We start from the raw sequence: 12,994 nt of genomic DNA, 5'->3' as shown, positions 1-12,994 counted from the left end.
TTCAATGCTTCGGATCGACGAGCTTGCGCCGTATCGGGAACCACGGCGCATCCCATCGTTTCGAGATCAGGCCCCAGATGCCGGTGCGGGCGTAGAGCGCGACGAGGAGCGTCATCAGGCCGAGCACGACGAAATAGGTCGCGCCGTATTCGCCGAACCACCGGTCCGCGACGAAGAAGATCAGCGATCCGATCAGAACGCCCTCGATGGACCCGATCCCGCCGACCATGACGATGAAGATCGCGACGTTCGCCCACATCGGATCAAAGGCCGAACCCGGGGTGATGCGCAGCTGCGCCATGAAATAGATCGCGCCCGCAAGGCCGCAGCCGACCGCCGACGCGACATAGATCAGGAAGCGCAGCTTCACGACATTCACGCCCTGGCTGGCAGCCGCCACCGGATTGTCGCGCATGGCGATCAGCGCAAGGCCGAAGCGCGAGCGGAGCAGCCAGTAGCTGCCGCCCAGCGTGACGAGCAGCATCCCCGCGCAAAGCAGCGACATCGCGACATTCCGCTCGAAGGCCGAATAGTCCTTCATCACGCGCAGCGACATGCCGGCGCCGGAATTGACGAGCGGCAGGTTCGAGGCGGTCAGCCGGAAGACCTCGGCCACCACCCATGTGCCGATCGAAAAATAAGGGCCGTCCAGGCGATGAAGCAGCAGGTAGATCGGCACAGCCAGCGCGGCCGGCACCAGGAGCGACAGGAAGACCGCCACAAACGGATTGACCCCGTAAGTCTGCGCCAGCACGAAAAGCGCATAGCCGGCCGCGCCCATGAAGGCGTGCTGGCCCACCGAGACAAGGCCAGCATAGCCGGCGAGCAGGTTCCACATCTGCGCGACGGCGATATAGCAGCAAAGCACCAGAACCGACCGGATCGTGCCGGTCGAGGCCCACCACGGCATGGCAGCGACACCGATCATCGCCAGCACCGCCAGCGTCATCGCGATGCGACCGGACCGGGTCTGGCGCTGGACCAGGACCTCGGGCACCTCGGTTGCCGTATAGGGGATCGCACTCATGACAATGCCTTTCCAAACAGGCCCTGAGGACGGGTCGCCAGCACGATCAGGAAGACGATATGTCCAGCAAGCACGCCGAAGCCCGGATCGATGCGGAAGCCGATGGCTTGCGAGATGCCGAGCACCATCGAGCCGGCGAAGGCGCCCCATACCGTCCCCATGCCGCCGATGATCACCGCTTCGAACGCGTAGATCAGCTGGGCAGGTCCATCGGCCGGCGCAACGGTCGACCGCAACGCCTGGAAGACCGCTGCAAAGCCGAGGATGCCGACCGCCGCCGCTGTCGCCATCGCATAGACGGCGCGTGGGTTGATGCCGGTCATCGCCGCCGCTTCGACATCGGCCGACGCGGCGCGCAGCGCCCGGCCGAAGCGCGTGCGCTTCAGCGTCAGGTCGAGGCCCCATGTCAGACCCGTGGCGACTGCCAGCACGATCAGCGGCAGGAGGCCGATATAGATACCGCCGATCTCGATGGACTGGCTCTCGATCCCGTGGCCGGGCAACGACCGGCTGTTCGCGGACCAAATCTGGAGCATCAGGTTCTGCAGCGCGATCGACAGTCCGAAGGTGGCGATCAGCGAGGGCAGCGGATCGCTTCCGACCACGCGGTTCAGCACGGCCTTCTGCAGCACCCAGCCCATCAGCACCGCAAGCGGCACCAATACGATCAGCACAGGCAAGGGTCCCAGCCCCCAGGCCGTGGCGATCGAGATGCCGATCAGCGACAAGAGGATCACCAGATCGCCATGGCTGATGTTGACGATCCGCATGACGCCGAACATGAGCGCCATGCCGAGCGCATACTGGGCATACATGCCGCCCAGCAGGATCCCCTGCACCAAGGCGTCAAACCACTCCATGGCCCGCTCCAAAATAGGCTTTGCCGATCTGTTCGCGCGTGATTTCGGCGGACCTGCCGGTCAGGGTCACGCGCCCCTCCAGCATGCAGTAGAGGCGGTCCGTGGCGGTCCGGGCGAGGCCGACATCCTGTTCGACCACGATCATCGCCGTTCCGGTGGCGCGGATTTCGGGCAAGGCGGCGTAGATCTCGCGGATCACCTTGGGCGCAAGACCGAGGCTGATCTCGTCGCAGAGCAGCACGCGCGGCTGGCACAGCAGCGCGCGGCCGATCGCCACCATCTGTTGCTGCCCGCCCGAGAGACTCTGCACCTGCGTGCGGGCCTTCTCCTTGAGGATCGGGAACAGCTGATGCAAACGCGGCAGCGTCCATCCGCCCTTGGCGCCCATGCGCGCGGCCTGGTCGATGGCGACGCGAAGATTGTCTTCGACCGACATGCCGGTGAACAGGCGGCGGCCCTCCGGCACGATGGCGACGCCCTTCTGGACCATGCGGTCGGTGGCGGTGCCGCCGACGGGCTCGCCGTGCAGCAGCACCATCTCGCGCGCCACAGGGAGCAGGCCCATGATCGAGCGCAGGAGGGTGGATTTTCCGGCCCCGTTGGCGCCGATCAGAGCCACGGCCTCACCCTGATGCAGTTCGATGTCGACGCCATAGAGCGCCTGGAAGTCGCCATAGCGGGCCAGGAGCCCGTGGGTGGAAAGAACGGCCGTCATACCTCGATCCCCATGTAGACGCGCTGGACCTCGGGCAGCGCGATCACTTCGGCGGGCACGCCTTCGGCGATCTTCTCGCCGAAGTTCAGCACCAACAGCCGGTCGGCCACCGCCAGCAGCGCGTGCAGCACATGCTCGATCCACACGATGGTGATGCCGCGGTCGCGGATGCGACGCACCAGCGCCACCAGCGCCTTCGATTCATCGTCGGTCAGCCCGCCGGCGATCTCGTCCAGCAGCAGCAACTTCGGATCCGACGCCAGCGCGCGCGCCAGTTCCAGCCGTTTGCGGTCGAGCAGCGTCAGAGCGCCGGCCGAGACATTGGCTTTGTCGGAGAGCTCGCAATCGCGCAGGACCTGGGCGCAGAAAGCATAGCTCTTATTCTCGGACCGGCCGCCGCCGAAAGCGGCGGCGACCAGCAGGTTTTCGAAGGTGGTCATGCCGGAATAGGGACGCGGGATCTGATAGGTCCGCCCGATCCCCATCTGGCAGCGCCGGAAGGGCGGCTCGCCGCGGAGCGCCGTGTCGCCGAGCTGGATCTCGCCGCCGGACGCCTTCAAGTCGCCGCTGATCATGTTGAACAGCGTCGTCTTGCCCGCCCCGTTCGGGCCGAGGATGCCCAGCACCTCGCCCCGATGAACGTCGAAACTCACCTCATGCAGGACGCGGACGGCGCCGAAGGACTTCGACACGCCGCGCGCCTTCAGCAGGATTTCTCTATCCATAACTCCGCCCGCGTCCCCGCTCATGTCACCAGGCGATCGGCTGAATAGCCTGCTGGGGCGCGAAGAGCTGATTGACCGTGTTGTCGACGATCTTCAGGTCATAGGGCCATTTCTCGCCCTTCACCCACTGGCCGCCGAAGATCGGCGTCTTGCAGATGTTCTTGTGAGGCGAGCCGTCGAACTTGATATGACCGACCAGCGTCTGCAGATCGGTAGCGACCAGGGCGTCACGGTTGGCCGTACGGTCGAGCGGATTGGAAGAGCGCTTCAGGATGTCCAGGGCAACCTCGAGCAAGGCGTGCGAATAGCCCAGCGGCTGCGTCCACTGGCGCTTCGAATCGGCTTCCCATTGGCTGGCGATGTCGCTGCTGACCTGCCCGGTCAGCGACGACTTGAACGGGAAAGCCGGCGTCCACCAGACCTCCGAGGACATGCCGTTGCCAAGCGGACCCATCGCTTCGACACCGCCTGGAAACAGCAGCGCCGCCGCCACCGTGACCGCCTTCGGCTTGAAGCCCTGCTGGTTGCACTGGGTGACGAAGGTCTTCAAATCGTCCGGATAGGTGATGCCGCCGATGATCTCGCAGCCCTGCTTCTTGAACTCGGCGATCTGTGCGGAGAAATCATTGGTGCGCGGCTGGAAATAGCCGGGCACCACGACCTCGTAGCCAGCCTTGCGGGCCGGCGCCGGCAGGCCATAGTCGTCGTTGCCCCAGGTCTCGCCGTCGATGTTCTGGGGAAACAGCATCCCGACCTTCTTGTTGGTCTCCAGATGGTTCCAGAGCCCGACGAAGGTGTTCAGCGCCTCGTCGAGGCCCCAGAAGAAATGATACGTCCAGTCGAAGGTCTGCTTGCCGCCGCCGCGCGGCATGATCACCGCTTGCCAGGGAGCGCCGGAGGAAATGCAGGGGGTCTCATAGAGTTCGGACTGCTCGGCCGCCGGCAGGATCGTATCGGTGGTCGAGGCCGGCACGAGCAGATGCACCTCGTCGTTCAGGATGAGGTTGCCGGCGATTTCCGACGCCTTGTTCGGATTGGATTGGCTGTCGCGATCGAGGATCTCGATCTCATAGGTATTGCCGTTGGCGCATTGCAGCTGGCCGCCGAGCAAAGCGCGGATCTTCTGCAAGGTATAGCCATCCGTTTCGCCAAAGAGGGCGAGCGGCCCGGTCGTCGGGCTGAGATAGCCGATCTTGATCTTCCCCGCCGTCGCGGCGCGCACATAGGCCGGCATGGCCAGCGTGCTGGCGGCAAGGCCGGCTCCAATCCCCTTCAGGACGCTTCGGCGGCTTGGCAAGCCCGATTTCACGAGTCTGTTGTAGTAGGTCATGGTCATTTCCTCCCTTGGTTAAGCCGGCCCGTCCCCTCGACGGGACCGGTGTCAGTTCAAAGCTTGTTCAGGTCATCCTCAGCAGCGAGCCGCCATCGATGACGATCAGCGAGCCCGTGACGTAGGACGCGGCCGGCGACGCCAGATAAAGCGCCAGGCCCTTGATCTCCTCCGGGTCGCCGATCCGGCCGACGAGCGACTGGGCCTCGAAGGCCTTGCGGTCCGCCGGATTGCGCAACCGGCCGCCGGCGATGTTGGTGATGAACGGCCCGGGCAGGATGGCGTTGATGCGGATGTTGTAGGCGCCGAGTTCCATCGCCATGTGGCGAACGAGATGGTTCACCGCGGCCTTGGCGGGCATGTAGGGCGTGCCCACGATGCTCTCGTTGATCAGCGAGGCGATGGACGACGTGACGATGATCTGGCCGCCGCCATTCGGCTTCATGTACCGGACGGCATGCTTGATCGTGGTGTAGACCGAGGTCAGGTTGATCTCGATCACCTTGTCCCAGTGCTCGTCGGGCAGGTTCTCGATGGCGCCCTCGGGGTTCCTTTCGCCCGTCGGGGTGTTGAAGCCCGGCCCGGCATCGATCCCGGCATTGGCGAACACGACATCGATCGAGCCCGCTCTTTCGGCCACCTTGTCGAAGGCTGCGGCCATGGCCGCGCGGTCGCCGACATCGACGACCTGGCCCCAGACCTCTCCGCCAGCGGCGCTGATCGCGGCGACACTCTTCTCCAGCCCGGCAGGGTTGAGGTCGAAGATGCAGACCTTCGCCCCGTGCTCGGCCATGATCTCGGAATAGGCCTGCCCGATGCCGCTGGCGCCGCCGGTGACGATCACCGATTTGCCTCTGACATCGAACATCTTCTCAAGTGCAGCCATCAGTTTCCTCCCTTGCGCGACAGCACGAAATCGAACTCCACGTCGTAGAACGGGGCCGCAACCTCGACCCTGGCGGCGGCTTCGGCGTCCTCGACCTTGCGGAACTCGGCGAGCAGGCTCTTCTTCACGCCGAAGACGGCATCTGAATCGATGTACGGATCGTCCGGATCGAAGATGTGCGTGGTCAGCGCGTCGAAGCCTTCGGCCGCGACGATGTAGTGGAGATGCGCCGGACGATAGGGGTGGCGCCCCAGCGCGCCCAGCAGCTTGCCGACCGGGCCGTCATCCGGGATCGGATAGTATTTGGGCTTCACGCCGCGGAACCAGTAACGTCCGTCCGCGCCCGTGCGGAACACGCCGCGCAGGTTGAAGTCGGGCTGGATGCCCTTCTGCTGCACGTCGTAGAAGCCCTCGTCATTGGCCTGCCAGACGTCGATCTTGGCGCCTGCGATCGGCTTGCCCTGGGTATCGAGGATGCGGCCATGCACGAACATGGGCTCGCCCTTCTGGTCGAGGCAGATGTTCGACCCCATCGGCAGTTCGGGCGCATCGGCGACGTGGAAGGGTCCCAGAACCGTGGATTCCGAGGCGCCCGACGGCTTGCGGTTGTTGATCGCATCGACCAGCATCGAGACGCCGAGAACATCCGACAGCAGGATGTACTCCTGCCGCCACTCGTTGCAGATCTGGCCCGTCTGCGTCAGGAACATGATCGCGCCGAACCATTCCTCCTGTGTCGGCTCGATCTCCTTCACCGCCTCGTGCAGCTTGCGGGTGATGACCTCCATCACCTCTTTGAGCCGCTCATCCCCAGCGTTCCTGTTCCGCGCCACGACGATTTCGGCCGAGTTCGCTTCGGTGAAATAGCCGGATTCGTGTTCGTCGATCATAAGATCCTCCTCAGCGCGCCAGAACGGATTTGAAGACCCGGCGCAGTTCGGCCGCGGGGTCGGCCGCCAGCGTGTCGGAGCGCCAGGCGACGTGGTGGTCGGGGCGGACGATCAGGCAGCCCGCGTCGCGGATCTCCCGCGCGCCGGCCCAGTCCCCGGTATGATCCTCGATCGCGCGGCGCGGGCCGATCACATGGCTGCGGATCGGCAGACCGAGCTCCGCGCCGACCGTCTGCGCCGCCGCGACCCACGCCTCGCCGCCAATACCGGTCAAGAGCGTGAACTCGCCATGCCCGCAAAGATCGAGCGTCGAGACCTTCCTGCCCGAGCGCTCGAAGACCCAGACATGCGGCAAGCGCGCGCCCGGCCAGGTCGTTGGCGCATAGTGCAGCTCGCGATCCTTCTCGAACGCCGGCTCGCCCTGGCCGTCGGTCACCACCGCGCCCGACGCATAGCGCTGGTTCATCTCGACGCCATGGGCGTCGAACTCGTACTTCTTGAAGGCGATGGCCTTGCGGAGCGCCTCGCGCTGCGCTTCGGCGGCGGGCGTCGCATCTGCGCGGGCCTCCATGTTCCTCTGGATCTTGTCGTGATCGACGCCGCCATCCATGCCGAGCGCCTCGAAGATCGGTCCGAATTCGGCGATGGACTGGTTCGCGCGCGTCACGATCTGGCGCGCGATCGGCGCACGCTCGGCCGAGAAGCTGTCCAGAAGCCCGACCCCCGCCTGCCCCTTGACGACCTTGGCAAGCTTCCAGGCGAGGTTGAACCCGTCCTGGATCGAGGTGTTCGAGCCGAGCCCGTTCGAGGGCGGATGCCGGTGCGCGGCATCGCCCATGATGAACACCCGCCCCTTCTGCATCTGCGTGGCGAAGCAGTTGTTCACGGTCCAGGTGTTGGCGCCCAGGAGCTCGATCTCGAGCGCGGGATCTCCGACCAGCTGGCGCGCGACCTCGGTGGCCAGTTCCGGCGTCACTTCAGGCGGCGGCTGGTTGATGTCGTAGCCCCAGACGATCAGCCACTCGGTCCACGGCCGCACCATGCGAACCAGACCCATGCCGATGCCGCCGACGTCGGCGCCGGGCTGCATGACCCAGTAGAGGACGCTTGGCCGGTGGGCGACATACTTCGAGAGATCGGCCCTGAACAGGATGTTCATCGAGCCGCCGACGCCCATCTTGCCTTCGAGCGGCAGGCCCAGATGCTCGGCCACCAGCGAGTTGCCGCCATCGGCGCCGACGAGGAACTTCGACCGCACGGTGAAATCCTTGCCCGACAGCCGATCGCGGCAGGTGGTGGTCACGCCGTCCGCATCCTGGACATGGCTGACATATTCCGTGCTCATGCGGGCCTGCGTCCCGTGGGCACACGCCGATTTGAACAGGATCGGCTCCATGAAGGTCTGCGGCAGATCGTTCATGAGGCAGGGCGACGAAAGGAGATGTTCGGCCTTCGAGAGCGGGTGGATGCCCCAGCTCTTCATGCGGCCGATCTCCTCGCCGGCCAGGCTTTCGCAGAACACGTTCTCGCCCATCAGCTCCTGCGGCGAGGCGTGCATCATGGCCTCTGCCTCGACATCCGGACCGAGGTCGCGCAGCACTTCCATCGTGCGCTGGTTGGTGATGTGGGCACGCGGCGTGTTCGACAACCAGCGATAGCGATTGACGATCATGTTGGCCACGCCGTAGCTGGACAGCAGCGCCGCCGTGGCCGAGCCGGCCGGGCCCGTGCCGACGATCAGCACGTCGGTTTCGATATCCGCCATCAAATTCCTCCTTCGATATTCGGGCCGGTCAGCCTGCGGCGGACCGGAAACAGGTGCAGGCCATTGCGGGACGCGATCAGCCCCCACAGCCCCTTTGGCGCAAAAAGCATCACGACGACGGCGATGAGGCCGAGCGTCATCAAGTACCAGCTGCCGTAATCCGCCAGCGCCGAACGCAGCGCAAAGAAGACCAGCACACCAAGGATCGGCCCCTCGATGGTGCCGATGCCGCCGATGACGACAATGAAGATGACGTTGGCGGTCCAGTCGGTGACGGCAAAGGCTGCGCCCGGCGAGATACGGGCCGTCTGCAGGAAGATCAACGCGCCGGTCAGCCCGGTGGCGGCCGCGGCGATTAGAAAGACCGCCCATCTGAGCCGACCGGTATCGACGCCCACCGATTGCGCCGCATCGACATTGTCGCGCACGGCCGCCAGCGCCAGCCCGAGGCGACTGCGCAGCAGCCAATAGATGCCGCCCGTCACGGCCACGACCAGCGCCAAAGCCAGCCAGTAGGCCAGGACGTCGCGGGCCGCGGCCTCGCGGACGCCGAACAGCGCCCGGATCGCATCGGTGCCCAGGATGCTGCTCGTCGCTTCGCGCGGCAGCGAGGTGCCGGTGCCGCCACCGAGCGCCTTCCACTGCGCGACCAGCAGGCGCGTCACTTCGGCGATTACCCAGGTGCCGATGGCGAAATAGGCGCCCTGCAAGCGGAATGCGAAGAAGGCCGTCGGAACCGCCAGCACCAGCGCCGCAAGGCCGCCCAGCGGGATCGCCAGGATCGGATTCCAGCCGAGCAGGATCACGCCGGCGAACATCGCGTAGGCGCCGAGGCCGACGAAGGCCTGCTGGCCCACCGAGACCAGGCCGCCATAGCCCGCCAGCAGGTTCCAGATCTGCGCCAGCGTCAGCATGGTGAGGATGAAGAACAGATCCTGTATGACACCACGCGAGGCCACGGCAGGCAGCGCGAGCGCGGCGACGAGGACGATCGGCACCGCGATCGCGGTTGCGGTTCCGGCGCGGGTGCGGGTTGTCAGTCGATACATGCCGCCCCCTCAATCCACTGCGCGCGGAAAAAGCCCGCGCGGCTTGAGCAGCATCACGGCCAGGAAGGCGATGTGGCCGGCCAGGATCTGCCATTCCGGATTGAGCGCGGCGCCGAACGTCTGCGCCACGCCGATGATGATCCCGCCGGCAAGCGTTCCCCACAGGCTGCCGAGACCGCCGATGATCACCGCCTCGAAGGCATAGATCAGCCGCGCCGGTCCGATCGAGGGATCGAAGTTCGCGCGCATGCCGAGATAGAGCGCCGCCAGCGTCACCACGACCATCGCGATCCCGGTGGCGATCGCGAAAATCCGCTTCGGCTCTATCCCCATCAGCCCCGCCGTCACGGCGTCGTCCGAGGTGGCGCGGAAGGCACGGCCGAGGGCGGTGTGGTAGAAGAGCCCGTTCAGGGCAACGATCGTCACGATCGCCGAGGCAAAGGTCATCAGCGGCATGATCCCGACGGTGACCAGCCCGAGATCGAGCGATGCCCCCTCCAACGCGCCCACCGGGATGCGGCGGCTGTCGGCGGAGAAGACCTCGAGCAGCCCGTTCTGCAGGGCGACCGACAGGCCGAACGTGACGAGAAGCGGCGGCAGGATGTCCTTGCCCAGCACGCGGTTCAAGATGGCGGCCTGCAGCAGCCAGCCGAGCGCGAACATCACCGGCATGGCGATCAGGGCAGCGATCCATGGCGACAGGCCGAGCAGCGTGACGCCCATCAACACCAGATAGGCGGCAAGAATGATGAGGTCGCCATGGGCGAGGTTCACCAGCCGCATGATGCCGAAGACGAGGCTCAGCCCCGCTGCGAACAAGGCATAGAGCCCGCCCAGCAGAATCCCCTGCACGAGGGTGTCCAGCCAGATCATCGCCGCGCCACCTCGATCAGGCCACAAGAGCGCTGCGCGAGCAAATGACGGAGCCTCGGTTGCCTCGTCATGCCGCCACTCCGAAATAGGCAGAATGGATTTCGTTGCGCGTGACCTCGGCCGCCCTGGCGGCCAGCGTGACGCGGCCCTCCATCATGCAGTAGACGCGATCGGCCACCGCCAGCGCCTTGCCGATATCCTGCTCCACCAGCACGATCGCGGCGCCGCCTTCGCGGACCCTGGGAAGGGCTGCGTAGATATCGCGGATGACGACGGGCGCCAGGCCGAGGCTGATCTCGTCGCAAAGCAGCAATTCGGGGTTCGACATCAGCGCCCGGCCGATCGCCACCATCTGCTGCTGGCCGCCAGAGAGCGCTGTGCCCGGGCTCTTGCGCCGCTCGCGCAGGATCGGGAAAAGGTCATAGACCGCGTCGAGGCTCCACGGCCCCGGCACCTTGCGCGCCTGCCCGCCGACCAGCAGATTTTCCTCGACGGTCAGCGAAGGGAACAGCCGGCGCCCTTCCGGCACCATGGCGATGCCGCGCTTCATGATCTCGGCCGAAGACAGCGCGCCGATCGGCTCGCCCCTGTGCAGCACCATGCCGGGCTCGTTGCCGATCACGCCCGTGATCGAGCGCATCAGCGTGGATTTCCCGGCGCCGTTGGCGCCGATGATCGCCACGCATTCACCCGCGGCCACGGTGATATCCACACCGAACAGCGCCCGGAACTGGCCGTAATTAGCGGTGAGGCCGTGCGTTTCCAGCATTAGACCTCGAGCCCCAGATAGATTTCGCGAACCGCCTTCGAGGCCATGATCTCATCGGGCGTACCGATCCCGATCACGCGCCCGAAATCCAGCACCAGAAGCCGCTCGACCACTGACGTGAGGGCATGCAGCACATGCTCGATCCAGATGATGGTGGTTCCCCTCGCGTGGATGGCTCTGATCGTCGCGACCAGGGCCTTGCATTCGCCCTCCGTCAGACCGCCGGCGATCTCGTCCAGAAGCAGAAGCTCGGGGCCCGTCGCCAGGGCGCGGGCGAGTTCCAGGCGCTTGCGATCGAGAAGGCTCAGCGAGCCGGCCACGAAATTGGCCTTTCTGAGAAGCTCCGTCTCATCGAGGATGCGCGCGCAATCGTCGACCATCTCGGCCTCGCGTCCGCCGCGACCGAAGGCGGCGGCGGTCAAGAGATTTTCGAACACGGTCAGCCCCTCGAAAGGCTGCGGAATCTGGAAGCTGCGGCCGACACCCATGCGCACCCGCTCCATAGCCGGTGCGCGGGTCACGTCGCAGCCAAGAAATTCGATGCGACCCTCATTTGCAAAGAGGTTGCCAGTAATCAGGTTGAAGAGCGTCGATTTTCCGGCCCCGTTCGGACCGATGATGCCCAACGCCTCGCCGCGCGGAACCGTGACGGTTACGCCATCCGTAACCTTCAGCGCGCCGAACGACTTCGAGACGCTTTCCAGCCTGAGCATCATTGCTACCATTCTTGGGCTACCATCCTGGGGCTACCATCCTTGGGTTGCGCCGAACGAGGGCGGCGGCATCAGCCGCCCTCGGCAGCGTCAGGCCAGGGCTTCCATCTTGCCGGCGGTGGGTATCTCGGAGGCGCCGGCGTTTTCGACGATCACCAGATCGAAGCCGCCGCCGGCCTTCTTGCGCCACTGCCCGCCAACGAGCGGCGTCTTGCAGACGTTCTTCGCGGCGAAAGGCGGCAGTCCCGCACCGCTCCAGGCCACCTTGCCGACCACGGTCGTCATGTCGGTGGCGGCTATGGCCGCCGCGATCGCCTCGGCATTGGTCGGATCCGAAACGCGGCCCATGACATTGGCCGCCACCTCGAACAGCGAATGGACAAAACCGATCGGCTGCGTCCAGGGACGCCCGGTCTTGGCGGTGAAATCCGCCGCGAGTTCCGCCGAGCTCTCGCCCGTCACGGACGATTTGAACGGATGCGAGGCCGACCACCAGACCTCGGACGAGAGGTTGTGGCCTGCGTCGCCGAGCGTCTCGACCGATTGCGGGAAGAGGATCGCCTTGGCCACGGTCACCGCCTTGGGTTTGAAACCCTGCTGGCGGGCCTGGTTCCAGAAGGTGGTGAAGTCGGGCGGAATGACCACACCGGTGACGATCTCGGCATTGGCCGCCTTGAAGGCGTTGACCTGCGCGGTGAAATCGTCCGAGAGGTTCTGGTAGCGACCGGGATCGGCAAGGCTGAAACCGGCGGCATCGAGACCCGGCTTCAACCCGTTCTTCGGGTCGCCCCAGGCGTTGCCGTCGGCATCGTTCGGGAACAGCCCGCCCACCTTACCGTTGGTGGAAAGCTGCTTCCACATGCCAGTGTAGACGGCGATGATGTCTTCGAGACCCCAGAAATAATGATAGGCGAAGTTGAAAGGCTTCCACGAGGAGGGATCGGCCGGATTGCCCTGCTGGCCGATAAACCAGGGCTGCCATGGCGCCATCGTCGAGATGACCGGCACGCCCTCCGCCTCGCAGGTGGTGGCCACCGGATTGGTGTTCTCGGGCGTCGAGCCGACGAGCATCAGGTTGATCTCGTCATCGACGATCAGGCTCTTGGCCACCTCCGCCGCGCGATTGGGGTTCGACTGGCTGTCCTTGACGATGACCTCGAAGTTCTTGCCCGCCTCGGAAGCGAGGAAGGCCCTGATGTTGTAGTCATCGCTCTCCGCGAAGCCGGCGAGCGGCCCCGTCTGCGGCGAGACATAGCCCAGGCGGATCTTGGCGCCTTGCGCGATGGCCGGCGTCGCCAGGCGCGACCCGGCGAGCGCCAGGCCCGTCGCCGCCGAGGCTTTCAGTAGGCTGCGTCTTGTGATCATGTGTAGTTCCTCCCTCCTGTTTTATTC

General features: G+C 65.5%; 13 protein-coding genes. All 13 read right to left on the bottom strand.

Annotated elements, in window-relative coordinates:
• Nucleotide 1 precedes the first annotated feature (1 nt).
• The 13 genes from HB777_04320 to HB777_04260 all read right to left on the bottom strand — a co-directional run bounded on the left by HB777_04320 (nt 2) and on the right by HB777_04260 (nt 12,967).
• Complete coding sequence (locus tag HB777_04320; protein ID QND63223.1) at nt 2–1,027, bottom strand: branched-chain amino acid ABC transporter permease; 1,026 nt, start codon at nt 1,025–1,027, stop codon at nt 2–4.
• Nucleotides 1,024–1,887, bottom strand: a complete 864-nt coding sequence (locus HB777_04315; protein ID QND63222.1) for a branched-chain amino acid ABC transporter permease — start codon at nt 1,885–1,887, stop codon at nt 1,024–1,026. The genes HB777_04320 and HB777_04315 overlap by 4 nt, the downstream gene beginning before the upstream one ends.
• Nucleotides 1,874–2,602: an ABC transporter ATP-binding protein gene (locus HB777_04310; protein ID QND63221.1), complete on the bottom strand. Its 729-nt coding sequence runs from the start codon at nt 2,600–2,602 to the stop codon at nt 1,874–1,876. The genes HB777_04315 and HB777_04310 overlap by 14 nt, the downstream gene beginning before the upstream one ends.
• On the bottom strand, nt 2,599–3,327 hold the full coding sequence (locus HB777_04305) for an ABC transporter ATP-binding protein (protein QND63220.1): 729 nt from the start codon (nt 3,325–3,327) through the stop codon (nt 2,599–2,601). Before HB777_04305 ends, HB777_04310 begins: the two co-directional genes overlap by 4 nt.
• A 25-nt stretch (nt 3,328–3,352) precedes the next feature.
• The gene (locus tag HB777_04300; protein ID QND63219.1) at nt 3,353–4,657 is read right to left on the bottom strand and encodes an ABC transporter substrate-binding protein; all 1,305 of its coding nucleotides are present in this window, start codon (nt 4,655–4,657) and stop codon (nt 3,353–3,355) included.
• Nucleotides 4,658–4,724: 67 nt separating this feature from the next.
• Entirely contained in the window at nt 4,725–5,543 is an 819-nt protein-coding gene (locus HB777_04295; GenBank protein ID QND63218.1) for an SDR family oxidoreductase, read from the bottom strand.
• Complete coding sequence (locus tag HB777_04290) at nt 5,543–6,433, bottom strand: intradiol ring-cleavage dioxygenase (GenBank protein ID QND63217.1); 891 nt, start codon at nt 6,431–6,433, stop codon at nt 5,543–5,545. The genes HB777_04295 and HB777_04290 overlap by 1 nt, the downstream gene beginning before the upstream one ends.
• Before the next feature lie 10 nt (nt 6,434–6,443).
• Nucleotides 6,444–8,198 carry an FAD-dependent monooxygenase gene (locus HB777_04285; GenBank protein ID QND63216.1) on the bottom strand — a complete coding sequence of 585 codons (1,755 nt, stop codon included), beginning with the start codon at nt 8,196–8,198 and terminating at the stop codon, nt 6,444–6,446.
• Nucleotides 8,198–9,247: a branched-chain amino acid ABC transporter permease gene (locus HB777_04280; GenBank protein QND63215.1), complete on the bottom strand. Its 1,050-nt coding sequence runs from the start codon at nt 9,245–9,247 to the stop codon at nt 8,198–8,200. The genes HB777_04285 and HB777_04280 overlap by 1 nt, the downstream gene beginning before the upstream one ends.
• Nucleotides 9,248–9,256: 9 nt before the next feature.
• Nucleotides 9,257–10,120 (bottom strand): branched-chain amino acid ABC transporter permease, encoded by an 864-nt coding sequence (locus HB777_04275; GenBank protein QND63214.1) that lies wholly within the window; start codon nt 10,118–10,120, stop codon nt 9,257–9,259.
• A 67-nt stretch (nt 10,121–10,187) separates the two neighbouring features.
• Nucleotides 10,188–10,889: an ABC transporter ATP-binding protein gene (locus HB777_04270; GenBank protein ID QND63213.1), complete on the bottom strand. Its 702-nt coding sequence runs from the start codon at nt 10,887–10,889 to the stop codon at nt 10,188–10,190.
• Nucleotides 10,889–11,605, bottom strand: coding sequence for an ABC transporter ATP-binding protein (locus HB777_04265; protein ID QND68647.1), 717 nt, complete (start codon nt 11,603–11,605; stop codon nt 10,889–10,891). Before HB777_04265 ends, HB777_04270 begins: the two co-directional genes overlap by 1 nt.
• An 87-nt stretch (nt 11,606–11,692) precedes the next feature.
• Nucleotides 11,693–12,967 (bottom strand): ABC transporter substrate-binding protein, encoded by a 1,275-nt coding sequence (locus tag HB777_04260; GenBank protein QND63212.1) that lies wholly within the window; start codon nt 12,965–12,967, stop codon nt 11,693–11,695.
• Between the last annotated feature and the right edge of the window lie 27 nt (nt 12,968–12,994).

Source organism: Mesorhizobium loti (assembly GCA_014189435.1).
In the GTDB taxonomy this organism is placed as follows: domain Bacteria; phylum Pseudomonadota; class Alphaproteobacteria; order Rhizobiales; family Rhizobiaceae; genus Mesorhizobium; species Mesorhizobium loti_G.
The sequence above is the reverse complement of the archived record's forward strand: the minus strand, read 5'-3'. Positions and strand labels throughout refer to the sequence as shown.